The organism is Desulfovirgula thermocuniculi DSM 16036 (assembly GCF_000429345.1).
GTDB lineage: Bacteria > Bacillota > Desulfotomaculia > Desulfotomaculales > Desulfovirgulaceae > Desulfovirgula > Desulfovirgula thermocuniculi.
The window spans coordinates 25,054-49,102 of record NZ_AUBR01000012.1; the positions used below are offsets into that span (position 1 = coordinate 25,054).

Sequence of the window (24,049 nt, forward strand, 5' to 3'; positions counted from 1 at the left end):
TCATGGCCGATAAGATCGTCGTTAAAGGCGCCCGCGTGCACAACTTAAAAAACATCGACGTGGAGATACCCCGCGGCAAGCTGGTGGTGCTGACCGGCCTTTCCGGGTCGGGCAAGTCCTCCCTGGCCTTTGACACCATTTACGCCGAAGGGCAGCGCCGCTACGTGGAGTCCCTTTCGGCCTACGCCAGGCAGTTCCTGGGGCAGATGGATAAGCCCGACGTGGACTACATTGAGGGGCTTTCCCCGGCCATTTCCATCGACCAGAAGACCACCAGCCACAACCCCCGCTCCACCGTGGGCACGGTGACGGAGATCTACGACTACCTCCGCCTGCTTTTTGCCCGCGTGGGGCGGCCCCACTGCCCTTCCTGCGGCCGGCCGATATCCCGCCAGACGGTGGAGCAAATGGTGGACCAGCTGGTGACCCTTGCCGAAGGCACGCGCATCCAGATCCTGGCCCCCGTGGTGCGGGGCAAAAAGGGCGAGCACCAGAAGCTGCTGGAGGAAATAAAGAGAAACGGTTTCAGCCGCGTGCGGGTGAACGGCGAGGTGAGGGACCTCGCCGAGGGGATCAGGCTGGACAAGAACAAGAAGCACAGCATCGAGGTGGTGGTGGACCGCATCGTCATGCGCCCCGGCATTGAGGGGCGCCTGGCCGACTCCCTGGAGACGGCCCTGGCCCTGGCCGCCGGGGTGGCCATGGTGGTGGTGGACGGGGGCGGCGAGCTGCTCTTCAACGAGAACCTTGCCTGCCCCGACTGCGGCGTGAGCCTGCCGGAAATTGCCCCCCGGCTGTTTTCCTTTAACAGCCCCTTTGGCGCCTGCCCGGCCTGTACCGGCCTGGGGGTAAAGAGGGAGATCGACCCCGACCTGGTCATCCCCGACAAGCGGAAGTCCCTGGCCCAAGGGGCCATCGAGGGGTGGTTCAAGGGCACCAACGCCTACGCCTGCCTTGAGGGGCTGGCCGAGAGGTACGGCTTTTCCCTGGACACGCCGGTGGCCGAGCTGAGCAAGGAGCAGCTGGACAAGATCCTCTACGGCACGGGCACGGAGAAGATCCGCGTGGTTTACCGGGACGCCCTGGGGCGCCGCCACCAGTACCTGGCCACCTTTGAAGGGGTCATCAACAACCTGGCCCGCCGCTACCGGGAAACCTCTTCGCCGTACATCAAGGAGGAGATCGAGCGTGTCATGAGCGACCGGCCCTGCCCGGCCTGCGGCGGGGCGCGGCTCAGGCCGGAGGCCCTGGCGGTGAAGGTGGGGGGGCTTTCCATCGTCGAGGTCACCCGCCTGACGGTGAAAAAGGCGCAGGAGTTTTTCGCGCGCCTCGAGCTTACCCCGCGGGAGGAGCTCATCGCCCGGCAGGTCCTCAAAGAGATCAACGCCCGGCTGGGCTTTTTAGCCAACGTGGGCCTCGATTACCTCACCCTGGACCGCCCGGCCAGCACCCTTTCCGGCGGGGAGGCCCAGCGCATCCGCCTGGCCACCCAGATCGGCAGCGGGCTCACCGGCGTGCTCTACATCCTGGACGAGCCCAGCATCGGCCTGCACCAGCGGGACAACCGGCGCCTCCTGGATACCCTGCTGCGCTTAAGGGACCTGGGCAACACGGTCATCGTGGTGGAGCACGACGAGGAAACCATCCGCACGGCCGACCACATCATCGACATCGGCCCGGGGGCCGGGGAGCACGGCGGCAGGGTGGTGGCCCAGGGTAGGCTGGAGGACATCGTCCGCTGCCCGGAGTCCGTTACCGGGCAGTACCTGAGCGGCCAAAAATTTATCCCCGTGCCGGCGGTGCGCCGCCGCCCGCAGGGCAAATTTCTAGAGGTGCTGGGGGCTTCAGAGCACAATTTGAAGAACATCGACGTGGCCTTCCCGCTGGGCGTGTTCGTCTGCGTGACGGGCGTTTCCGGTTCGGGCAAGAGCACGCTGGTCAACGAGATCCTCTACAAGTACCTGGCGCGGGAGCTGCACGGCAGCCGCGTGCAGCCGGGGGCCTGCCGGGAGATCCGGGGCCTCGAGCACCTGGACAAGGTCATCAACGTGGACCAGTCGCCCATCGGCCGCACCCCCCGCTCCAACCCGGCCACCTACACGGGGGTTTTTGACGACATCCGGGACCTCTTTGCCTCCCTGCCCGAGTCCCGCGTGCGGGGCTACCGCCCCGGGCGCTTCAGCTTTAACGTCAAAGGCGGGCGCTGCGAGGCCTGCGCGGGGGACGGCATCATCAAGATCGAGATGCACTTCCTGCCGGACGTCTACGTGCCCTGCGAGGTGTGCAAGGGGCGGCGCTACAACCGGGAAACCCTGGAGGTCAAGTACAAGGGCAAGAGCATTGCCGACGTGCTGGACATGACCGTGGACCAGGCGGTGGAGTTTTTCCGCCACATACCCAGGATATACCGGCGGCTGAAAACCCTGCAGGACGTGGGTCTGGGCTACATTCGCCTGGGCCAGCCCGCCCCGGAGCTCTCCGGCGGTGAGGCCCAGCGGGTCAAGCTGGCCACCGAGCTTTCCCGCCGCTCCAACGGGCGCACCCTTTACATCCTGGACGAGCCCACCACCGGCCTGCACATGGCCGACGTGCACCGGCTCCTTCTCGTGCTCCACCGCCTGGTGGACGGCGGCAACACGGTGGTGGTCATCGAGCACAACCTGGACGTCATCAAAACCGCCGACTACATCATCGACCTCGGCCCCGAAGGGGGTGACGGCGGCGGGCAGGTGGTAGCCTGCGGCACCCCCGAGGAAGTGGCCGCAGTACACGCCTCCTACACCGGCCAGTTTCTGGCGCGGGTGCTGGCCAACGCACCGCGCTGCGAGCGCTTCACGGAAGTGCCGGAGGAGGCGGGGCTCTCCCGGGCCGCGGGGGGTGTTCTGGCGAGGTGAGGGCGCGTGGGGGTTGGTGATAAGCTTTCCTCCCTGCCCGACAGGCCGGGCGTCTACATCTTCCGGGACGAAAACGGAGAAGTAATTTACGTGGGCAAGGCCTCTTCCTTAAAGAACCGCGTGCGCTCCTATTTCCAGGCCAGCGCCGGCGCAAACCCCAAGGTGCGGGCGCTGGTCCGCCGGGCGGCGGATTTGGAGTACATCGTCACCGACAACGAGGTGGAGGCCCTGCTCCTGGAGTCAAACCTCATCAAGGAGCACCGCCCGCGCTACAACGTCTACCTGCGGGACGACAAGAGCTACCCCTACTTGAAGGTAACCCTGGCCGAGGACTTCCCCCGGGTTTTCATCACCCGCCGCGTGGTAAGGGACGGCTCCCGCTACTTCGGCCCCTACACCGAGGCGGGGGCCGTGCGGGAGACCCTGGACGTGCTGCGCCGGCTTTTTCCCTTTCGCACCTGCGGGCAGAAGCTGGAGGAGGGCAGGCCGGCCAAGGGCCGCCCCTGCCTCAACTACCACATTAAGCGCTGCCCGGCGCCCTGCGCCGGGCTGATAAGCAGGGAGGAGTACCGCGCCGTCATCCACCAGGTGTGCCTCTTTTTAGAGGGCAGGCAGGAGGATCTGGTAAAGGAGCTTACCCGGCGCATGAAGGAAGCCTCCCGGAAGCTGGAGTTTGAGCGGGCGGCAGAGTTGCGGGACCAGATTGCCGCCGTCAAGAGGGTGCTGGAAGGCCAGAAGGTGCTCTTTACCGACGCCGGCGACCTGGACGTTCTGGCCTGCGCCCGGGGGGAAGGGCTTTCCCTGGTGCTGGTCCTCTTCGTGCGCCACGGCAAGCTCCTGGGAAAGGACCAGTTCTTCCTGGAGAGGACCGAAGGGGCGGGGGAGGCGGAGATCCTCACGGCCTTCCTCAAGCAGCACTACGCGCGGGCCGACTACATCCCCGCGGAGATCCTTTTGCCGGACGCCGAGGCCGAAGAGCTGCCCGCCGTGGAGGAGTGGCTCTCGCGCCTCAAAGGCTCGCGGGTGAAAATATCCCTGCCGCGCCGGGGGAAGAAAAAAGAGCTGGTGGAGATGGCCGCCGAGAACGCCCGCCTGGCCCTGGAGGAGGCCCGCGCCGGGGCGGAAATTTCGCGCCGCAGCGATGAAGCCCTGCAGGAGCTGGCCAAAGAGCTGGGCCTGCCCGGAGTGCCGCGCCGCCTGGAGTGCTTTGACGTTTCCCACATCCAGGGCGCGGAGACGGTGGCCTCCCTGGCCGTTTTTGAGGACGGCCGCCCCGCGCCGCACCAGTACCGGAGGTTTAAGATCCGCACGGCCCAAAACGACGATTACGCGGCCATTGAAGAGGCCGTTTCCCGCCGCTTCACCCGCTTTTTGGAGGAGCGGGAGCTGATCAACTCCGGCAGGCTCTCCACCCGGGAAGCCGGGTTTTACCGCCTGCCCGATCTGGTGGTGGTGGACGGCGGCAGGGGCCAGCTGGCCTGCGCGCGCAAAGCCATGGAAGAGCTGGGCTTCGGGCACATACCGGCTGTAGCCCTGGCCAAGGGGGAGGAGCTGGTTTACACGGCGGATGCCGCGGAGCCCCTCTCCCTTCCCCGGGACTCGGAAGCCTTAAAGCTGCTCCAGCGGCTAAGGGACGAGGCCCACCGCTTTGCCGTGACCTACCACCGCAAGCTGCGCCAAAAGCGCACCCTGCGCTCCGTGCTGGAGGAGGTCCCGGGGATCGGGCCCGCGCGCCGCCGCGCCCTCTTGAAGGCCTTCCCTTCCCTGGAGGCCATCGGCAGGGCCACGCCGGAAGAGCTGGCCGCCGTGCCGGGCATGAACCGCCGCGCGGCAGAGGAAGTTTACAGGTACTTTCACCCTGCGGAGGGAGAGGATGGCTTACAGGCTCCTGGCGGTGGACCTCGACGACACCCTCCTGGATAAAAACCTGCGCGTGAGCGAGGGCAACCGGCGGGCGCTTTGGCTGGCCAAAGAGGCCGGCGTGGTGGTGACCCTGGCCACGGGGCGCATGTTCAGGGCCACCCTGCCCTTTGCGCGGGAGCTGGGCATAGAGGCCCCCCTCATCGTCTACCAGGGGGCCCTGGTGAAGCACGCCGTTACCGGCGAGGTGGTGGTCCACCGGCCCGTGCCCCTGGAAATTGCCTTAGACGTGGTGGAGCGGCTGGCAGGGAAGGGGTTTCACGTCAACGTCTACCTGGACGACTGCCTTTACGTGGAGAAGACCGGGCCGGAGAGCGCGCTGTACGAGTCCATCTCCCGCGTGAGCGCCGTGGCGGTGGGCGAGCTGGTGCCCTTTTTGCGGGCGCGGGGGCAGGACCCCACCAAGGTGCTGGCCGTGGGGCGGGAGGAGGACCTGGACCGGCTGGCGCATGAGATGCGGGCGCTTTACGGGGACAGCCTGCACATCACCAAGTCCAAGCCTTTTTTCCTGGAGTTTTCCCACCCCCTGGCCAACAAGGGCCGGGCCCTGGCCGCCGTGGCGGCGTACTACGGCTTTGCGCCCCAGGAAGTCATTGCCGTGGGGGATGCCGAAAACGACCTGGAGATGATTGCCTGGGCAGGCCTGGGGGTGGCCGTGGCCAACGCCCGCCCGCAGGTGCGCGCGGCGGCCGATTACGTCACCGCTTCCCACGAGGAGGACGGCGTGGCGCGGGTGGTGGAAAAGTTCATCCTGGGCCGTGAGGGGGTGAGGTGAGGTGCCGGTGGGAGGTTACGTGGCCGGCATCGACCTGGGAGGAACCAAGATTTACGCCGCCCTGGCCGACCTCGAGGGGCGGGTCATCAACGAGCTGAAGGTGCCCACCCCGGCCCGCGAAGGGTATGAGGCCGTCATCCGCCGCCTGGCCGCCGCCGTGGGCCAACTGCAGGAAGAGGCGGGCCTGCCCGGTCCCCCGCTGGCCCTGGGCGTGGGCGCCCCAGGGCCCCTTGACCCGGCCGCCGGCGTGGTCTACCAGGCGCCGAACCTGGGCTGGCGCGACGTCCCCTTAAAAGCAGATCTCGAGCGCCTGCTGGGCGTGCCCGTTTACCTGGACAACGACGCCAACCTGGCCGCCCTGGGGGAGCACCGCTACGGCGCCGGGCGCGGTGCGGCGCACATGGTCTACATTACCGTCAGCACGGGAGTGGGCGGCGGGCTGGTGCTGGGCGGTCGGCTGTATCGCGGGGCGACCGGCGGGGCGGGGGAAGTCGGCCACCTGGTGGTGGACCCCCGCGGGCCCCGGTGCGGCTGCGGCAGCTACGGCTGCCTGGAGGCCCTGGCCTCCGGCACGGCCATGGCCCGGGAGGCCCGCCGGCTGGTGGCCGCAGGGCGGGGCCGGGCCATCCTGGAGGCGGCCGGCGGGGACCCCGCGTCCATCACCTCGGAGGCGGTGGCCCGGGCCGCGGCGGCGGGGGACGAGGAGGCCCGCGCCATCATTGCCGCCGCGGGGCGCGCCTTGGGCATCGGCATGGCCGGTATCTTAAACCTCCTCAACCCCGCGGTGGTGGTGCTGGGAGGCGGAGCCATGCGGGCGGGCACGCTCTTCTGGGAGGCCATGGAGGAGGAGTTGGCCCGGCGGGCCCTGGAGGCCAGCCGCCGGGCGGCGCGCATCGTGCCCGCCGCCCTGGGGGAGCGCTCCGGGGTGCTGGGGGCGCTGGCCCTGGCCGCAGGCGGCGCGCGGGGCGAGCCGCCGTATAGTGAGCCGTAATGCCGTTTATCCTAATGCACGGCCCACCTTTGGGGGTGGACGTTCGCGGGGCGCCTTTGCGTGCCGCAGGCGCGCGGGGCGGCGGTGGCGGCGCCCGGCGGTGCGGCGGCAGGCGGCCCGCAGCGCGAGATTCTTTGCCGTTGGGCGGTCGAGGGGGAGGGGTACCCTTTGCGCTTTGGGAAGGCCTACTGGCGGGATTTTGCCCGGGGCACGGAAAGGGAGTGGCTGGTGACCAACGGCCTGGGGGGCTACGCCTCCTCCACCCTCATCGGCGCCAATACCCGCAGGTACCACGGCCTCCTGGTGGCCGCGCTCTTGCCGCCGGTGCGGCGCACCCTGTACCTGGCCAAGCTGGACGAGAGGGTGGAAACGCCGGAGCGCACCTACATCCTGGCGGCCAACCAGACGGTGGGCGGTCCGGCGGAGGGCGGCTACATCCACCTGCAGCAGGTGCGCTTTAACCCGTTCCCCACTTTTATCTATTCCTTTGGGGACATCACCCTTAGAAAGACCGTGTTCATGATTTACGGGGAAAACACCACGGTGGTTTTATACCGCCTGCACAACGGGGCCGCCCCGGCAGTTCTCCGCTTAACGCCCCTGGTCAACTGCCGGGACTTTCACTGGACCACCCGCCGCGGCCAGGTGGACTTTCACGTGCGGCCCGCCGGACGCGGGGTGGTGGAGGTGAGGCCCTCCGGGGAGGAGCCTCCCCTGCGCCTGGCCTGCAGCGCCGGGAGGTTTGCCGTGCGCGGCGACTGGTACTACGGGCTCTACTACGCGGAAGAAGCCCGCCGGGGCTTTGAGGCCGCCGAGGACCACTTCCTCCCCGGGGACTTCGTGGTGGAGGCCGGGCCGGAGGAAGAGCTGGCCGTTACCTTCCTGGCCACCGTGGAGGAAGTCTTTTCCCTGGAGGGAGAGGCCCTCCTGCAGTGCGAACTGCGGCGGCAGCAGGAGCTGCTGGAGCGGGCGGGGTACAAGAGCCCCCTTGCCCGCCGGCTGGTGCTGGCGGCCGACGCCTTCATTGCCGCGCGTCGCTCCACCGGGGGCAAGACCGTTATTGCCGGGTACCACTGGTTCAACGACTGGGGCCGCGACGCCATGATTGCCCTGCCCGGCCTTACCCTGGTCACCCGCCGCTTTGACGACGCCCGCGCCGTGCTGTTGACCTTTGCGCGCCACGCCAAGGACGGGCTTTTGCCCAATATGTTTACCGACGGGGAAGAAATACTCTATAACACGGTGGACGCTTCCCTCTGGTTTTTCTGGGCGGCGTGGAAGTACCTGCGGTACACCGGGGACGAGGAGTTCGTGCGCCGCGAGCTTTTCCCCGTGATGGAGGAAATCGCCGGGCGGTACATAGAAGGCACCCACTTTGACATTAAGGTGGACGGGGACGGCCTGCTCTCCGCCGGCTCCGGCGAGACGCAGCTTACCTGGATGGACGCCAAGGTGGACGGCTGGGTGGTCACGCCGCGCCACGGCAAGGCGGTGGAGGTGAACGCCCTGTGGTACAACGCCCTGGGGGTGCTGGGGGAGCTGGCCGGGCGCTTCGGCAAAAAATTTCCCTACGGGGAACTCATGGCCAGGCAGAAGGAGAGCTTTTTGCGGGAATTCTGGTACGAAGAGGGCGGCTATTTTTACGACGTCGTCGGCCCCCAGGGCAAGGATAGCGCTTTACGCCCCAACCAGGTCATCGCCCTCTCCCTGCCCTACTCCATGGTGGACGCGTGGAGGGGGCGCCGGGCGCTGCGCCGCGTCTGGCAGGAGCTCTACGCCACCTACGGCCTGCGCACCCTTTCCCCGGCGCACCCCGCCTACCGGGGCGTTTACGGCGGCGACCGCCGGCAGCGGGACGGCGCCTACCACCAGGGGACGGTGTGGAGCTGGCTCATCGGGCCTTTTGTCACCGCCTGGCGCCGGGTGCACAACTACTCCCCGGCCAGCCGCCTGCAGGCGGCCCGCCTGCTCTCCCCCTTTACGGACCACCTGCGGGAGTACGGGGTAGGCTACATCGGGGAGATCTTTGACGGCGACGAGCCACTTTTCCCTCGGGGGTGCATTGCCCAGGCCTGGGGGGTGGCGGAAGTGCTGCGCGCCTACGTGGAAGAAGTGCTGGAAAAGAGGCCGTGAAGGGAGGATGGGGACCCTTGGAAAAGAATATACTCGATAACCCGCAGGCCATGCGCGAGGCCGACACCACGGGCATGTTGGAGGCCCTCTGGGAGCTGCCCGAGCAGTGCGCGCGCGCCTGGGAGCTGGGCCTGGCGGCAGGCGTTCCCTTTATGGGGGAGGTGCGCCACGTGCTGGTCACCGGCCTGGGCGGCTCGGCCATCGGCGGGGACTTCCTGCGGGTTTACGCCGCGAAGGCGTCTTTTGTGCCGGTGGTGGTGAACCGGGACTACGTGCTGCCCGCGTTTACCGGCCCGCACACCCTCGTCTTTGCGGTGAGCTACTCGGGCAATACCGAGGAGACCTTGAGCGCCTACCGCGAGGCGCGGCAGAAGGGGGCCACCGTTGTTGCCGTGACCAGCGGCGGCAGGCTGGCGGAGGTGGCTTCCCAGGAGAACGTGCCGCTCATCAGGGTGCCCGGCGGGCTGGCGCCGCGCGCGGCCACCGGTTACCTTTTCCTCCCCACCCTGGCCGTGATGCAGCGCATGGGCCTGGTGCCGGACGCGGGGGGCGAGGTGGCCGAGCTGGTGGAGGTGCTGCGCGCCCTGCGGGAGGAGCTGGGGCCGCAGGTCCCCCGGGAGGAGAACCCGGCCAAGAGGCTGGCGGCAAACATGCACGGGCGCATCCCCGTCATCTGGGGCGCCAGCGGGACTTCGGAGGTGGCGGCCCAGAGGTGGAAGGGGCAGATCAACGAGAATGCCAAGGCCCCGGCTTACTGGAACGTTTTCCCCGAGCTAAACCACAACGAGCTGGTCGGCTTTGAGCACCCGGCGGAGCTGCTCGCGCAGCTCTACGTGGTCATGCTGCGGGACCCGCAGGACCACCCGCGGGTGCAGAAGAGGTTTGCCCTCACGCGCGAGATCGTGGAAAAGGCGGTGGCCGGCATGGCCGAGGTGGAGGCGCGTGGGCAGGGGCTGCTGGCGCGCATGTACTCCCTGGTCTACGTGGGGGACTATGCCAGCGTTTACCTGGCCCTGCTTTACGGCGTGGACCCCGGCCCGGTGAAGGTCATCGACCAGCTGAAAGCCCGCCTGGCCCGGGAGTGAAAAACATGCGCCTGGTTATCGTTACCGGCCTCTCGGGGGCCGGTAAAACCCAGGCCCTGCGCATCTTAGAGGACCTGGGTTTCTTTTGCGTGGACAACCTCCCCCCCACGCTCATTCCCAAGTTCCTGGAGCTCTGTTCACAGTCCTCCCGGGAGATTAATAAAATAGCAGTGGTGGTGGATATCCGGGGAGGGGAGTTTTTCGACGCCCTCTTTGAGGTGCTGGCCGACCTGGAGCAGGAGGGGCTGCGCTACGAGATCCTCTTTCTGGAGACGTCCGATGCCACGCTGGTGCGCCGGTACAAGGAGTCCCGGCGCGCCCACCCTTTGAGCGTGGACGGCGAGATCCTGCAGAGCATCCAGCGGGAGAGGGAAAGGCTCAGGGAGCTGAAAGGGCGGGCGCACAAGATCATCGATACCTCCGAGATGACCCCTCAACAGCTAAAAGAAGAACTAACTGGCCTGTTCGGCGAGCAGGCGGTGGGGGCGCCGCTCAGGGTGACCGTGGTTTCCTTCGGCTACAAGTACGGCATCCCCCTGGACAGCGACCTGGTATTTGACGTGCGCTTTTTGCCCAACCCCCACTACGACCCGGCCTTGCGCCCCTTAACGGGCAACGACCCCCAGGTGCAGGAGTACGTCTGCCAGGCCCCTCTGGGGCGGGAATTTGTGGGGCGCTTCCTGGACTTCATCGATTACCTCATCCCCCACTACGTGCGTGAGGGAAAGGCCACCCTCACCATTGCCATCGGCTGCACCGGGGGGCAGCACCGCTCCGTGGTGCTGGCCAATCTTCTCGGGGAGCACCTGGCCGCCCAGGGGTACCGGGTGGCCGTGCGCCACCGGGACATCAGCCGGAAATGAGGGGTGAGAGGTAGTGCGCTGGCTGAAGTGGCTCTACCCCGGGTTAAACTTCAAGCGCTGGCTGCTCCTGGCCTTTGCCGGCCTGCTCCTGGCCGCCGCCGGCATCGGGCTCTTGAGCCAGCTCCTCCCCTTCGAGTACCAGGTGGTCTTGCGCGTCTGGTGCCGCGAGCTTTTCGGGCCCGGGCGGGCCTTCCTGGGCGGCACCCTCTTCCTCCTGCTGGGCCTGCCCGCCCTGGTGTACGGCATCCTGCGGGCCTTCCGCTCGGTGGTGGACGCGCTGGTGCCGGAAAAGTCCTGCAACCTGGCCGACATCCTCTACGCCCGGGGGTATTTGCGCCGCGGGCCGCGCATTGTGGTCATCGGCGGGGGGACGGGCCTGGCGGTGCTCTTGAAGGGGCTGAAGCGCTACACCAGCAACATCACGGCCATTGTCACCGTGGCGGACGACGGGGGGAGTTCCGGGAGGCTGCGGGGAGAGCTGGGGATGCTGCCCCCCGGGGATATCCGCAACTGCCTGGTGGCCCTGGCGGACAAGGAATCGCTCATGGAGGAGCTTTTGCAGTACCGCTTTAAGGCCGGGGACCTGGCCGGGCACAACCTGGGCAACCTCCTCCTGGCCGCCTTAAACGACATGGTGGGGGGCTTCCGGGAGGCCGTGCAGGCCCTGAGCAGGGTGCTGGCCGTGCGGGGCCAGGTGCTGCCGGTGACCCTGGACAACGTGGTGCTGGGGGCGGAGCTTGCCGACGGCACCCTGGTGTGCGGGGAGTCGGCCATACCCCGGTACAAGAAGGGGATCAAGAGGGTCTTCCTCATCCCCGGCGACTGCTCCCCCCTGCCTGAAGCGCTGCGGGCCATTGCCGAGGCCGACGCGGTGGTGCTGGGGCCGGGCAGCCTCTACACCAGCGTGCTGCCCAACCTCCTGGTGAGGGGCATTGCCGAGGCGCTGGCCCGCTGCCGCGCGGTGCGCGTGTACGTGTGCAACATCATGACCCAGCCGGGGGAAACCGACGGCTACACCGCCGCCGACCACCTGCAGGCCATCTTCGCGCACGCCGGTCCGCTGGTGGACATCGTCGTCGTCAACCAGGGGGAGGTCCCGCCCCGCTTAAAGGCCCGCTACCGCCGGGAGGGGGCGGTGCCCGTGGTGGCGGACGTGCCCAGGCTGCGCCAGCTCGGCGTGGAGGTGGTGGGCGCGGATCTCGTGCACCACGAGGGGAACGTTGTCCGCCACCACCCCGACAGGCTCGCCCGGCTCGTGCTGGAGCTGGCCCTGCGTTCCGGTAACTCGCTGCCCCTGCCACAGGCGAGCAGGGGACTCTAGGCGCCGCGCCGGGTGAAGTGCCCGGCGGCTGGCGCTGTTTTAAGGGCGGTGAGCGGCATGTCTTTTTCTTCCCTGACCAAAAACGAGCTTGCCCGGGTGGCGGGAAAAGAGAGGTGCTGCCGCCTGGCCGAGCTGGCGGCGCTGGTGCGCATCGGCGGCAGCCTGCACCTGGAGGCCGGGCAGGGAAAGCTCCTGGTGGAAACGGAAAGCGCCGCCGTAGCCCGCAAGCTTTTCTCCCTCTTCAAGGATTGCTGCGGGCTGCACGGCGAGGTGGCGGTGCTGCGCCACCGCACGCTGCGCAAGAACAACCGCTACCAGGTCCAGGTCCGGTCGCCGCGCGGCGTAAAGGAAATCCTCAGCCTGCTGGGCCTGGTGGACGGGCGGGGCAACCTCACGGAGGGCGTCCCCCGGGGGCTGGTGCGTCGAGACTGCTGCCGGCGGGCGTACCTCCGGGGTGCCTTTCTGGGAGGGGGCTCGGTGAGCGATCCCGGCGGGGCCTACCACCTGGAAGTGGTGGCCGGGGACCTTACGCACGCGCGGGGCGTCTGCCGCCTCATGCGGCGCTTCGGCCTGAAGGCGGGCATCAGCCGGCGCAAAGGCCGCCACGTGGTCTACTTAAAGGACGGCGGCAGCATTGCCGACCTGCTCCGCATCACGGGGGCCCACGGGGCCCTGCTGGAGTTTGAGAACCGGCGCGTGTACAAGGACATGCGCAACCGGGTCAACCGCCTGGTGAACTGCGAGACGGCCAACCTGAATAAGACGGTCAACGCCGCCCTGCGGCAATTGGAGAACATCCGCTTCCTGGCCGCCGCGCTGGGGCTGGACAGGCTCCCCCCGGCCCTGCGCCAGGTGGCCGAGGCGCGCCTGCGCCACCCCGATGCCAGCCTGCGGGAGCTGGGGGAGATGCTGGAGCCCCGCGCCAGCAAGTCGGCCGTAAACCACCGCCTGCGCAGGCTGGACGAGCTGGCCAGAAAACTCCGGGAGACGGCGGGTGAGCTAAGGGATGGAAGAAAAGAGGATGCGGCGCATAACGCGGCACCGGGTGCCCCCGGGCCGTAACGCCATGCGCTACTGCTGGCAGCTGGTGCACCCCCTGCGGGTGGCTTTTAATTTTCTCGTCATCGTGCTCTGCCGGTACCTGCCCTGGCTGGACTTAAAGAACCTTCTCTACAGGTCCTGCCTGGGCATGAAGGTGGGGAGCGGCGTTTCGGTGGGGCTCATGGCCATGGTGGATATTTTCTTCCCCCACCTCATCTCCATCGGCGAGAACAGCGTCATAGGATATAATACCACCATCCTCTGCCACGAATTTCTCGTGGATGAGTACCGCGTGGGGCCGGTGGTCATTGGCGCCAACGTCATGGTGGGGGCCAACACAACCATCCTGCCGGGCGTGGTCATCGGCGACGGCGCCGTTATCGGCGCCGGCTCCCTGGTGAACCGGGACATACCGCCCGGTGTTCTGGCCGCCGGCGTGCCGGCCAGGGTGGTGAGGGTCCTGGATGAGGAAGCTGCTCGCTGATTTCATCTCCCGCCCCTGGCAGAGGCGTTACGCCGTGCCCCTCCTGTTCGTCAACCTGGCCGGCTCCGCCTACGGGTACTGGTGGTACCACCGGCAGCTGGCGGAAACCCCCCTGCTTGCCTGGCCGCTGGTTCCCGACAGCCCCTTTTCCACCACCCTTTTTGCCGCGGCCCTGGCGGCCTGCCTGGCAGGGGCGAGGTTTACCGCCCTGGCCGTGGTGGCCTGCGCGGCCAACGTCAAGTACGGCCTGTGGGCGGTGGCCGTCATCGGCCACTACTGGTGGCTGGGGGGAGATATTGCCCCGGTGGAGGTCATGCTCTGGCTCTCCCACCTGGGCATGGCCGCGCAAGGGGTTCTTTTCTGGCGGCCCCTTTCTTACTCCCTGCCCGCGGTTTGGGCGGCGGCAGGCTGGATGCTGGCCAACGACCTGGCCGATTACCTCTGGGGCCTGCACCCCTACCTTTTTGCCCCCGGCCAGGAGCGCGCGGCCGCCGCGGCGGCCTGGGCCTTAAGCCTGGCGGTTGTATTTGTGCTTTTCTTGCGGCGGCACCGCGGGCGCGGCGCGCTCAAGAGTCGGGGCAGGTCGCCGGGCGGTGATGGCGCGGCTGCCGGCTGAATATGTTTGGTATAAAGGCAGGGGCGGCAGGAAAAAGGTCGCCGGCGGGCGAAAATATTCTTTTAAGGGAAGCGGCGGGCTTCGTGGAGGAGATAAGAAATGCGCCTGGGATACACCTTAAACGTTGAGCAGACGCAAAAGCTGGTGATGACCCCCGAGTTGCGGCAGGCCATTACCATCCTGCAGCTTTCCTCCCTGGAGCTTTCCACTTACCTGGAGCAGCAGTTGGCGGAAAACCCCTTCCTGGAAGTAGTGAGGGAGGAAGGGGAAGGCGAAGGGGAAGTGGAAGGGGAAGGGATGCGCGAGGAAGAGGACGAGGGCAAGTTCGATCCGGACTGGGAGGAATATTTCCTGGACTCCAGCGACCTGGGCCTGCCCCGGGCAGAGCGCGACCCGGAGCCCCCGGAGTACAACTACGAGCACTTCCTCAGCCAGGCGCCCACCCTGGTGGAGCACCTGATGTTCCAGCTGTACCTCTCCAGGTGCAGCCAGGAGGTGCGGGCCGTCGGCGAGTACCTCATCGGCAACCTCGACGATCACGGCTACCTCCAGATTACCGTAGAGGAGGCCGCCAGGAGGCTGGGGGTGGAGGTGCCGCTCGTGGAGGAGGCCCTGCGCCTCATCCAGTCCTTCGACCCCCCGGGCGTGGGGGCAAGAAACTTGCAGGAGTGCCTGCTGATCCAGGTTAACCAGCTGGGTATTAAAAATCCCCTGCTGGAAAAGATCATCTGCGGCCATCTGGAGGACCTGGCCAGGGGCCGTTACAGCCGCCTGGCCCAGCAGCTGGGCGTGGACGTGCAGCAGGTGCAGCAGGCGGCGGACGTCCTGAAAACCCTGGACCCCAAGCCGGGGCGCAACTTCTCCACCCCCAACGAGGTGCGCTACATCGTACCCGACGTGGTGGTGGAGAAGGTGGACGGGGACTACGTGGTGCTCATCAACGACAGCCTGCTGCCCCGGCTGACCATCAGCCCCACCTACCGCGCGGTAATCAGCCAGCAGGAAAAGTACGACGCGCAGACGCGCCGCTTTGTGGAGCGCAAGCTCAACGCCGCGGCCTGGCTGATTAAGAGCGTGGAGCAGCGCCGGCTCACCCTTTACCGCGTGGCCAACTGCCTCGTGCAGCTGCAGCGGGAGTTCCTGGACCACGGCGTGAAGTACCTCAAGCCGCTGAACCTCAAGCAGGTGGCGGAAATGGTCGGCTTGCACGAATCGACGGTCAGCAGGGCCATTGCCAACAAGTACATGCAGACCCCCCAGGGCGTGTTTGAGATGAAATACTTCTTTTCCTCCGGCATCAGCGGCGACGGGGGGGTGCAGGCTTCCGCCGAGAGCATCAAGAAAATGCTGCAGGAGATTGTGGCCGCCGAGGACCCTAAAGACCCCCTCAATGACCAGAAGATTGCGGAAATTTTCCACCGCCGGGGCATACGCATCTCCAGGCGCACGGTGGCCAAGTACCGGGACGAGCTGGGCATACCCTCCGTGCGCCAGCGCAAAAGGTACTGAAAAGCGGCGCCCCCGGAGAGGAAACCGGCAGCGCACCGCTGTTAGAGGCGGTGCCTTCTTTTTTGCTTGAAGTATCGGGCGGGGCGGCAAGAATCCGGCCTGCGCCCCTCACCCGGCTTCTTCTTTTTGCCTAAAATGTCCAGACAGTTAGCCAGAAAAAGGAGGAACTATTTATCTATTTGGCGAATAAGAATATCATAAATCCCGTGATTATGCCCAATTCAGATATACTATTGAAAGGAGTGAAGGGGAATAATGACGGTAAGGGTGGGCATCAACGGGTTTGGCCGTATCGGCAGGATGGTCCTGAGGGCGGCCCTCGCGCGCCCGGAGATCCAGGTGGTGGCGGTAAATCACAAGTCGCGGCGCCTCCCCGCGGGCGAGGACTACGCCCAGGCCCTGGCCTACGCCTTGAAATACGACTCCGTGCACGGTAAACTGGAAGCGGAGGTTTTAGGGAGGAATAAGACCCTGGTGGTCAACGGGCGGGAAATTGCCGTGCTGGCGGAAGGCGACCCGGCCAGGCTGCCCTGGGGCGAGCTGGGCGTGGACGTGGTGGTGGAGTCCACGGGCAAGCTGAAGAGCGTGGAGGACGCCTCCCGGCACCTCTCTGCCGGGGCGAAGAAGGTGATCATTACCGCCCCCGCCAAGGGAGACGTGCTCACGGTGGTCATGGGGGTGAACGAGCACACCTACGATCCGGCGGTGCACCACGTGGTTTCCAACGCCTCCTGCACCACCAACTGCCTGGCTCCGGTGGCCAAGGTGCTGGACGAGCGCTTCGGCCTCGTCAAGGGCCTCATGACCACCGTACACGCCTACACCAACGACCAGCAGATCCTGGATATGCCCCACCGCGACCTCCGGCGGGGCCGGGCCGCCGGCATGAGCATTATCCCCACCACCACCGGGGCGGCCAAGGCCGTGGGGCTGGTCCTGCCGCACCTGCAGGGCAGGCTGAACGGCTTTGCCATGCGGGTTCCCACACCCAACGTGAGCGTGGTGGACCTGGTGGCCGAGCTGTCCCGCCCGGTTACCGTGGAGGAGGTAAACGAGGCCTTTAAAGAGGCCGCCCGGGGGGAGCTGGCGGGCATCCTGGCGTACAGCGAGCTTCCCCTGGTCTCGGTGGACTACGTGGGGGACCCCCACTCGGCCATTGTGGACGGACCCTCCACCATGGTCGTCGGGAACATGGTGAAGGTGGTGGCCTGGTACGACAACGAGTGGGGCTACTCCAACCGGGTGGTGGACCTCATCCTCTACATGGCCCGGAAGGGGTGGCAGTAAAACTAAGGTCTTAAGGAGGTATCCCTTGCGTGCTGAAAACCCTGCGCGATGTGGAGGTGGCCGGCAAGCGGGTGCTGGTGCGCGTGGACTTTAACGTGCCCCTGAAAGAGGGCAAAGTGGCCGACGACACCCGCATCCGCGCGGCGCTCCCCACCATTCGCTACCTGGTGGAAAGGCAGGCCAGGGTCATCCTGGTTTCCCACCTGGGGAGGCCAAAGGGCAAGGTGGACGAGCGCTACCGGCTCGACCCGGTGGCCGCCCGCTTAGAGGAGTTGCTGGGGAAGCGCGTCGTCAAGGTGGACGACTGCATCGGGGAAGCTCCCCGGGCGGCCGTGGAGGCCATGGAGCCGGGGGACGTGGTGCTGCTGGAGAACGTGCGCTTTTACCCGGAGGAGGAAAAGAACGACCGGGAGTTTGCCCGGCAGCTGGCCGAGCTGGCCGACCTTTACGTTAACGACGCCTTTGGCACCGCTCACCGGGCCCACGCTTCCACGGAAGGGGTGGCCCGCTTCCTCCCGGCGGTGGCCGGCTTTTTAATGGAAAAGGAGATAAGCGTCCTCAGCCAGGTCCTCGAGCGCCCGGTCCGCCCCTTTGTGGCCCTTTTGGGCGGAGCCAAGGTTTCCGATAAGATCGGCGTGGTGGAAAACCTGCTGGGCAGGGTGGACGCCCTGCTCATCGGCGGGGGCATGGCCAATACCTTCCTGGCCGCACGCGGCTGCAAGATGGGCAAGTCCCTGCTGGAGCCGGACCGCCTGGAGCTGGCCCGGGAGATCATGGAAAAGGCCGGGGAGAAAAACGTGAAGGTGCTCCTGCCCGTGGACCTGGTGGTGGCCAGGGCCGCCGAGCCGGGGGCGGAGTCCATGGTGGTGCCGGCAGACGGCGTGCCGGAGGAGTGGATGGCCCTGGACATCGGCCCGCAAACGGTGGCGCTCTTTGCCCGGGAGCTTGCCCGCGCGGGCACGGTGCTCTGGAACGGGCCCATGGGGGTTTTTGAGATGGAGCCCTATGCGGCAGGCACCCTGGGTGTTGCCCGCGCGCTGGCGGAGAGCGGGGCCACCGCCGTGGTGGGCGGCGGGGACACGGCGGCGGCGGTGGAAAAGGCCGGGGTGGCCGACAAGATGTACCACGTTTCCACCGGCGGCGGCGCTTCTTTAGAGTTCCTGGAGGGCAAGGTGCTGCCGGGGGTGGCGGTGCTCATGGAAAAGGCGGGGTAGGGGTGATGGCCGTGCGCGTGCCTCTGGTGGCGGGCAACTGGAAGATGTACAAGACGGTGGCCGAGGCGGTGGATTACGCGCGCCGGCTAAAATCGTCCGGCAGCCCCGCCGGCGTGGAGCTGGCCGTCTGCCCCCCCTTTACCGCGCTTTTGGCCGTGGGCCGGGAGCTTGCCGGCAGTCAAGTGGGCCTGGGGGCCCAGGACATGCACTGGGCGGAGGAAGGGGCCTACACGGGGGAAGTATCCCCCCTCATGCTCAAAGAGCTGGGCTGCCGCTACGTGATCCTGGGGCACTCGGAGCGCCGCCAGCACTTCGGGGAGAGTGATGAGGCGGTCAACGCCAAGGTAAAGGCGGCCTTGCGGCACGGCTTGGTGCCCATCGTCTGCGTGGGGGAAACCCTGGCCGAGAGGGAGGCGGGGCGGGCGCGGGAGGTGGTGGCCGGGCAGCTCCGCGGCTCCCTGGCCGGCCTTGCGGCACAAGAAGCCGGGAACGTGGTCGTGGCCTACGAGCCCGTGTGGGCCATCGGCACGGGGCGCACCGCCCTGCCGGAGGATGCCCAGGAGATGAGCGCCTTCATCCGCGCCCTGCTGGCGGAAATGTTCGGGCGCGAAGTGGCCGGGAAGGTGCGCATCCAGTACGGCGGCAGCGTGAAGCCGGAGAACGCCGCCGGGATCCTGCGCCAGCCCGACATTGACGGGGCGCTGGTGGGCGGCGCCAGCCTGCAGGTGGAAAGCTTCCTGGCCATTGCCCGGGCGGCGGCAAAATAGGATGACGGGGAGGTAAGCAAATGTCACTGGCCATTGTCGATGTCCGTGCCAGGGAGATCCTGGACTCCCGGGGAAACCCCACCCTGGAAGTGGACGTTATCCTAGAGGACGGCACCCTGGGCCGGGCGGCGGTGCCTTCCGGGGCCTCCACCGGCGCCCATGAAGCCGTGGAGCTGCGGGACGGCGACCCCAGGCGCTACCTGGGCAAAGGGGTGCAGAAGGCCGTCAAGAACGTGGTGGAAAAGATTGCGCCGGAAATCATCGGCTTTGAGGTCACCGACCAGGCGGCCCTCGATGCGGCGCTCATCGAGCTGGACGGCACGCCCAACAAGAGCAACCTCGGGGCCAACGCCATCCTGGGCGTTTCCCTGGCGGCGGCCAAGGCGGCGGCCCGCTCCCTGGGCCTGCCCCTCTACCGCTACCTGGGCGGGGTAAACGCCCGGCGGCTGCCCGTGCCCATGATGAACATTTTAAACGGCGGCAAGCACGCCGACAACAACGTGGACATCCAGGAATTCATGATCATGCCCGTGGGCGCCCCCAGCTTTGCCGAGGCCTTACGCATGGGCGCGGAGGTCTTCCACCACTTAAAGAGGGTGTTGAAAGATAGGGGCCTTGCCACCGCCGTGGGGGACGAGGGCGGCTTTGCGCCAAACCTGGGCTCCAACGAGGAAGCCCTGGCCGTCATCATGGAAGCCATTCTTGCCGCCGGCTACCGCCCCGGCGAGGACGTGGCCCTGGCTCTTGACGCGGCGGCCACCGAATTTTACAAGGACGGCGTTTACCGGCTGGAGGGCAGGGACTACACGGCGGAGGAGCTCATCGCTTTCTACGCCTCCCTGGCGGAGCGCTACCCCATCCTCTCCCTGGAGGACGGTCTGGCCGAGGACGACTGGGAGAACTGGCCCAAGCTTACCGCCCGCCTGGGTACTCGCGTGCAGATAGTGGGGGACGACCTCTACGTGACCAATACCGCGCGGCTGCGGAAGGGCATAGAGCTTGGGGCCAGCAACTCCATCTTAATAAAGGTGAACCAGATAGGCACCCTCACCGAGACCCTGGAGGCCATTGAGATGGCCCGGCGGGCCGGGTTCACGGCGGTGGTCAGCCACCGCTCGGGGGAAACGGAGGACACCACCATTGCCGACCTGGTGGTGGCCTGCGGCACGGGCCTGATCAAGACCGGCGCCCCCTCCCGCACCGAGCGCGTGGCCAAGTACAACCGCCTCCTGCGCATTGAGGAAGAGCTGGGTAAGGCGGCCCTGTACCCGGGGAGGGAGGCCCTCTACTGCCTTTTTCGCCCCGCTCAGGGGTAATTTTGCAGGAGGAAAATGCCCCCGCGTGTCTAATTGCCATTAACAGCAGGCTATGTTATAATAGGAACAAATGGAAAAGAGGTGCGGGGATGTTTTTAAAGGGAGCCCTCATCGGCCTTCACGTGCTGGTTTCCCTGGTGCTCATTGCGGTGGTCCTCCTGCAGTCGGGCAGGAGCGCGGGGCTGGGAGCCATTGCGGGCGGCGCGGAAGTGCTTTTCGGCAAAAAGAAGGGACTGGACGAGTTCCTGGGCCGGGTGACCACCGTGGTGGCCGTTCTTTTTGCCATCACATCTCTGGTTTTAGGTTTCCGCTACTAGAGTTAAGGGCTGCCGGTGTCTTTGCCGGCTGCCTGCTATTTTGTAGGGGAAGGGGGAGGTGAAGCGGGGAGGAAGGAGGTTTTGGCGTGCTTTTTGAGGAGAGATGAGCCTGTAAACAAACTGTGATGCAGGGAGGGAGCCTTCTTGGGACAATCCTGGGTTAGCTATGCGGGGATCATTGCCGCCGTCATCGGCATCCTCTACGCGGGATACCTAGCCTCCTGGGTTTTGAGCCGTCCCGCCGGTACCCCGCGCATGCAGGAGATCTCGGCGGCCATCCAAGAGGGGGCCATGGCCTACCTCAACCGGCAGTACCGCACCATTGCCGTGGTGGGCATCATCGTTGCTCTCATCATTCTCTTCGGCCTCAATTACTGGACGGCCATCGGCTTTGTCATTGGTGCGGTCTTTTCCGGCCTGTGCGGCTACATCGGCATGTACGTGACCACGCGGGGCAACACCCGGGTGGCCGAGGCGGCCAAGTCCGGCATCAACCACGCCCTGCAGGTGGCCTTTAAGGGCGGGGCCGTGACGGGGATGATGTGCGTGAGCCTGGCCCTTTTGGGCGTGTCGGCCATGTACGTCATCTTCAAGGACCCGGTGGCCCTGGTGGGCCTGGGCTTTGGCGGCTCGCTCATCAGCGTCTTTGCCCGTCTGGGCGGCGGCATTTACACCAAGAGCGCCGACGTGGGCGCCGACCTGGTGGGTAAGGTGGAAGCCGGCATTCCCGAGGACGACCCGCGCAACCCGGCGGTGATTGCCGACAACGTGGGCGACAACGTGGGCGACTGCGCCGGCATGGCCGCGGACCTCTTTGAAACCTACGCGGTTACCGCCGTGGGCGCCATGCTGCTCGGCTTCCTGCTCTTCAAGGGCCAGCCGCAGTACGTCATCTACCCCATGGTCCTGGGCGCGGTGGCCATCATTGCTTCCATCATCGGCACCTTCTTTGTGCGCATGAGCGACCAGAGCACCAACATCATGGGCGCCCTCTACAAGGGCCTCTGGGCCTCGGCGGTCTTATCCCTCATCGGCTTCTGGTTCGTAACCACCTCCATGCTGGGTTCGTCCCTGTACTTCTGGCCGGCCCTGCTGGGCGTCGTCATCACGGTGGCTATTGTGTACATCACCGACTACTACACCTCCAAAAGCTTCCGCCCGGTGCGCTCCATTGCTGAGGCTTCCCAGTCCGGCCACGCCACCAACATCATCACCGGCATCTCCGTGGCCATGGAAGCCGGGGTGCTCCCCGCGCTGGTCATCGTGGCGGGCATTATTATTTCCTACCTGGTGGGCGGCGGCGGTTCCGGCGGGCTTTATGCCGTGGGCATTGCCTCCATGGCCATGCTCTCCATGACCGGCATCATCGTGGCCATCGACTCCTACGGCCCCATTACCGATAACGCCGGCGGCATTGCCGAGATGGCCGAACTGCCGGACGAGATCCGCAACATCACCGACCCGCTGGACGCGGTGGGCAACACCACCAAGGCGGTGACCAAGGGCTACGCCATCGGCTCGGCGGGCCTGGCGGCCATCGTGCTCTTTGCCGACTACACCCACCACCTAGCGGACTACGTGGATCCCAAGCTGCTGACCTTCTCCATCCACAACCCGTGGGTGCTGGCCGGCCTGTTCATCGGCGCGGCGCTGCCCTTCCTCTTCTCCTCCCTGGCCATCGGCGCCGTAGGCCGGGCGGCCTACGAGGTGGTCAACGAGGTGCGCCGCCAGTTCCGCGAAATTAAGGGCCTCATGGAGGGGACGGCCAAGCCCGAGTACGGGCGCTGCGTGGACATCGTCACCCGCCGGGCGTTGAAGGAAATGATCGTTCCCGGTCTCATCCCGGTCCTCTCCCCGGTGCTGGTGGGCCTGATCCTCGGGCGGGACGCCCTGGGCGGCATGCTCATGGGCACCATCATCAGCGGGCTCTTCCTGGCCATCTTCCAGACTGCCGGCGGCGGCGCCTGGGACAACGCCAAGAAGTACATCGAGGAAGGCGCCTACGGCGGCAAGGGCACGCCCACCCACGCCGCAGCGGTGACCGGGGACACGGTAGGCGACCCGCTCAAGGACACCGCGGGCCCGGCCATCAACCCCATGATCAAGATCGTCAACATCGTGGCCCTATTGATCACGCCGCTGGTGGCCAACATCGTGCGCTAAAGGCAAATCATGGCGGCAGAGCAAGCCCCTGCCCGGTACCTGCCGGGGCAGGGGCTTTTACTTTGCAAAGGCAGGAGGTTTTTACCTTTACTGTTGACAGGGCGGGGAAAAGGTTTTATATTTTTTCTTAGATACCCATACGGGTATATGTAAGGAGGCGGATGAGCATGTTGCAAGACGCACGGCAGCGCCCGGCGGGAGCATTTCGTGAGGGCGCGCAAGGAGAGAGGCTGCGGGAAGTGCAGAGGAAGCGCCGGGTGCGCCAGTACCTGACCTGGCCGGTCCTGCTCCTGGTGGCCGTGCTGGGCTGGTTTTACCCCTGGCTGGGTTTCCTGCTCCTGGGGTGTATGGCCGGCGCCGTGGGCGTGGCTCTATTTAGGGGGCGGGCCTGGTGCGACTGGATGTGCCCGCGGGGGGCATTTTACGACCTCTTCGTGGCGCCCGTTTCCCTCAAAAGGGGCATACCCGGCGTCCTGCGCGCCACCCCTGTGAGGGCCTTCATGCTCGCCCTCATCTTTGCCGTCATCGGCGTGCAGTGGTACCTGGCCTGGGGAGACGCGGCGGCCATGGGCCTGGCCCTGGTGCGCGTGCTCGCCGTGACCACGGTGGCCGGCATCATCCTGGGCCTCTTCCTCCACCCTAGGGCGTGGTGCCACATCTGCCCCATGGGGACCTTAAGCTGCTGGCTTTCCGGCGGCAAAGAACCCCTTTTCATCGGTCAGGAATGTACCGCCTGCCGGGCCTGTACCCGGGTCTGCCCCATGCAGCTAAAGCCCTACGCGTATAAAGAGGAGGGCACCATGGGGGACAACGACTGCCTTAAATGCGGTACCTGCGTGGCCGCCTGTCCGCGCCGCGCCCTGCGCTTTGAGCGGGGCGCCAAAAAGCAGGCCGCCTAGCAAAAACATGGTAAAAAATGAGCTTTTTCTGGTAAAATATCTCCTGGGGGTTTAAGTCATGGGCGAGAGCTGGAACGATAGCATGTGCTTTGCCTGCAGCCCGCACAACCCCATCGGCCTCCACCTGGAGTTTACCGATGAGGGCGGTGTCTGCCGGGCTTTTTTTACCCCCGGAGAGGAGCACCAGGGCTGGACCGGTTACCTGCACGGCGGCCTGATTGCCACCCTCCTGGATGAGGCCATGGCCCAGTGGCTCTGGCGGCGGGGGGTGGGGGCCATGACCGCCGAGATGCTCTCCCGCTTCAGTTACCCGGTGCCCGTGGGGGTCAGGGTAACCGTGGAGGCGGAGCTGGTGGCCCATAAGGGCCGCCTGTGGGAACTAACCGCCCGCGTCATCCTTCCCGGCGGCAGGGTGGCCGCCCGAGCGAAGGGAAAATTTCTGGAGAGGAGATAA

20 protein-coding genes are annotated in these 24,049 nt (G+C 66.4%); all 20 read left to right on the plus strand.

The window, feature by feature from the left end; genetic code table 11:
* Positions 1-2: 2 nt before the first annotated feature.
* The 20 genes from uvrA to G454_RS0104835 all read left to right on the plus strand — a co-directional run bounded on the left by uvrA (position 3) and on the right by G454_RS0104835 (position 24,049).
* A complete protein-coding gene (gene uvrA, locus G454_RS0104740; protein WP_027717676.1) occupies positions 3-2,894 on the plus strand; it encodes an excinuclease ABC subunit UvrA in 2,892 nt (963 codons plus the stop codon).
* Between the two features lie 6 nt (positions 2,895-2,900).
* Positions 2,901-4,817: an excinuclease ABC subunit UvrC gene (gene uvrC, locus G454_RS17780; protein WP_051275899.1), complete on the plus strand. Its 1,917-nt coding sequence runs from the start codon at positions 2,901-2,903 to the stop codon at positions 4,815-4,817.
* Entirely contained in the window at positions 4,768-5,589 is an 822-nt protein-coding gene (locus tag G454_RS0104750) for a Cof-type HAD-IIB family hydrolase (RefSeq protein WP_035106961.1), read from the plus strand. The genes uvrC and G454_RS0104750 overlap by 50 nt, the downstream gene beginning before the upstream one ends.
* Before the next feature lies 1 nt (position 5,590).
* On the plus strand, positions 5,591-6,580 hold the full coding sequence (locus G454_RS17785; RefSeq protein ID WP_245574314.1) for an ROK family protein: 990 nt from the start codon (positions 5,591-5,593) through the stop codon (positions 6,578-6,580).
* 60 nt (positions 6,581-6,640) lie between these two features.
* The gene (locus G454_RS0104760; protein ID WP_245574315.1) at positions 6,641-8,713 is read left to right on the plus strand and encodes an amylo-alpha-1,6-glucosidase; all 2,073 of its coding nucleotides are present in this window, start codon (positions 6,641-6,643) and stop codon (positions 8,711-8,713) included.
* Positions 8,714-8,730: 17 nt separating this feature from the next.
* Positions 8,731-9,798, plus strand: coding sequence for a bifunctional phosphoglucose/phosphomannose isomerase (locus G454_RS0104765; RefSeq protein WP_245574316.1), 1,068 nt, complete (start codon positions 8,731-8,733; stop codon positions 9,796-9,798).
* Between the two features lie 5 nt (positions 9,799-9,803).
* On the plus strand, positions 9,804-10,661 hold the full coding sequence (gene rapZ, locus G454_RS0104770) for an RNase adapter RapZ (RefSeq protein ID WP_035106982.1): 858 nt from the start codon (positions 9,804-9,806) through the stop codon (positions 10,659-10,661).
* 13 nt (positions 10,662-10,674) lie between these two features.
* Complete coding sequence (locus G454_RS17790) at positions 10,675-11,982, plus strand: gluconeogenesis factor YvcK family protein (protein WP_035106963.1); 1,308 nt, start codon at positions 10,675-10,677, stop codon at positions 11,980-11,982.
* Positions 11,983-12,039: 57 nt separating this feature from the next.
* On the plus strand, positions 12,040-13,044 hold the full coding sequence (whiA, locus tag G454_RS17795) for a DNA-binding protein WhiA (RefSeq protein WP_051275901.1): 1,005 nt from the start codon (positions 12,040-12,042) through the stop codon (positions 13,042-13,044).
* Positions 13,004-13,507 (plus strand): acyltransferase, encoded by a 504-nt coding sequence (locus tag G454_RS22565; RefSeq protein ID WP_027717681.1) that lies wholly within the window; start codon positions 13,004-13,006, stop codon positions 13,505-13,507. The genes whiA and G454_RS22565 overlap by 41 nt, the downstream gene beginning before the upstream one ends.
* Positions 13,488-14,123: a DUF1405 domain-containing protein gene (locus tag G454_RS17800; RefSeq protein ID WP_084413269.1), complete on the plus strand. Its 636-nt coding sequence runs from the start codon at positions 13,488-13,490 to the stop codon at positions 14,121-14,123. Before G454_RS22565 ends, G454_RS17800 begins: the two co-directional genes overlap by 20 nt.
* A gap of 99 nt (positions 14,124-14,222) precedes the next feature.
* A complete protein-coding gene (gene rpoN, locus G454_RS0104795; RefSeq protein ID WP_027717682.1) occupies positions 14,223-15,632 on the plus strand; it encodes an RNA polymerase factor sigma-54 in 1,410 nt (469 codons plus the stop codon).
* A 255-nt stretch (positions 15,633-15,887) separates the two neighbouring features.
* The gene (gap, locus tag G454_RS0104800; protein ID WP_027717683.1) at positions 15,888-16,919 is read left to right on the plus strand and encodes a type I glyceraldehyde-3-phosphate dehydrogenase; all 1,032 of its coding nucleotides are present in this window, start codon (positions 15,888-15,890) and stop codon (positions 16,917-16,919) included.
* Positions 16,920-16,948: 29 nt separating this feature from the next.
* Positions 16,949-18,133 carry a phosphoglycerate kinase gene (locus G454_RS0104805; RefSeq protein ID WP_027717684.1) on the plus strand — a complete coding sequence of 395 codons (1,185 nt, stop codon included), beginning with the start codon at positions 16,949-16,951 and terminating at the stop codon, positions 18,131-18,133.
* 11 nt (positions 18,134-18,144) lie between these two features.
* Positions 18,145-18,900 (plus strand): triose-phosphate isomerase, encoded by a 756-nt coding sequence (tpiA, locus tag G454_RS0104810; protein ID WP_027717685.1) that lies wholly within the window; start codon positions 18,145-18,147, stop codon positions 18,898-18,900.
* Between the two features lie 20 nt (positions 18,901-18,920).
* The gene (gene eno, locus G454_RS0104815; protein ID WP_027717686.1) at positions 18,921-20,216 is read left to right on the plus strand and encodes a phosphopyruvate hydratase; all 1,296 of its coding nucleotides are present in this window, start codon (positions 18,921-18,923) and stop codon (positions 20,214-20,216) included.
* An 89-nt stretch (positions 20,217-20,305) separates the two neighbouring features.
* On the plus strand, positions 20,306-20,533 hold the full coding sequence (gene secG / locus G454_RS0104820) for a preprotein translocase subunit SecG (protein WP_027717687.1): 228 nt from the start codon (positions 20,306-20,308) through the stop codon (positions 20,531-20,533).
* A gap of 144 nt (positions 20,534-20,677) precedes the next feature.
* A complete protein-coding gene (locus G454_RS0104825; protein ID WP_027717688.1) occupies positions 20,678-22,696 on the plus strand; it encodes a sodium-translocating pyrophosphatase in 2,019 nt (672 codons plus the stop codon).
* A gap of 167 nt (positions 22,697-22,863) precedes the next feature.
* The gene (locus tag G454_RS0104830; RefSeq protein ID WP_084413270.1) at positions 22,864-23,595 is read left to right on the plus strand and encodes a 4Fe-4S binding protein; all 732 of its coding nucleotides are present in this window, start codon (positions 22,864-22,866) and stop codon (positions 23,593-23,595) included.
* Between the two features lie 58 nt (positions 23,596-23,653).
* Entirely contained in the window at positions 23,654-24,049 is a 396-nt protein-coding gene (locus G454_RS0104835) for a PaaI family thioesterase (RefSeq protein WP_027717690.1), read from the plus strand.

Excerpts from the sequence above, each read along its gene's own strand:
- uvrA (WP_027717676.1), top strand. The coding sequence starts at position 3 with ATGGCCGATAAGATCGTCGTTAAAGGCGCCCGCGTGCACAACTTAAAA.
- G454_RS0104750 (WP_035106961.1), top strand. The coding sequence starts at position 4,768 with ATGGCTTACAGGCTCCTGGCGGTGGACCTCGACGACACCCTCCTGGAT.
- rapZ (WP_035106982.1), top strand. The coding sequence starts at position 9,804 with ATGCGCCTGGTTATCGTTACCGGCCTCTCGGGGGCCGGTAAAACCCAG.
- whiA (WP_051275901.1), top strand. The coding sequence starts at position 12,040 with ATGTCTTTTTCTTCCCTGACCAAAAACGAGCTTGCCCGGGTGGCGGGA.
- G454_RS22565 (WP_027717681.1), top strand. The coding sequence starts at position 13,004 with ATGCGGCGCATAACGCGGCACCGGGTGCCCCCGGGCCGTAACGCCATG.
- G454_RS17800 (WP_084413269.1), top strand. The coding sequence starts at position 13,488 with ATGAGGAAGCTGCTCGCTGATTTCATCTCCCGCCCCTGGCAGAGGCGT.
- rpoN (WP_027717682.1), top strand. The coding sequence starts at position 14,223 with ATGCGCCTGGGATACACCTTAAACGTTGAGCAGACGCAAAAGCTGGTG.
- gap (WP_027717683.1), top strand. The coding sequence starts at position 15,888 with ATGACGGTAAGGGTGGGCATCAACGGGTTTGGCCGTATCGGCAGGATG.
- eno (WP_027717686.1), top strand. The coding sequence starts at position 18,921 with ATGTCACTGGCCATTGTCGATGTCCGTGCCAGGGAGATCCTGGACTCC.
- secG (WP_027717687.1), top strand. The coding sequence starts at position 20,306 with ATGTTTTTAAAGGGAGCCCTCATCGGCCTTCACGTGCTGGTTTCCCTG.
- G454_RS0104830 (WP_084413270.1), top strand. The coding sequence starts at position 22,864 with ATGTTGCAAGACGCACGGCAGCGCCCGGCGGGAGCATTTCGTGAGGGC.
- G454_RS0104835 (WP_027717690.1), top strand. The coding sequence starts at position 23,654 with ATGGGCGAGAGCTGGAACGATAGCATGTGCTTTGCCTGCAGCCCGCAC.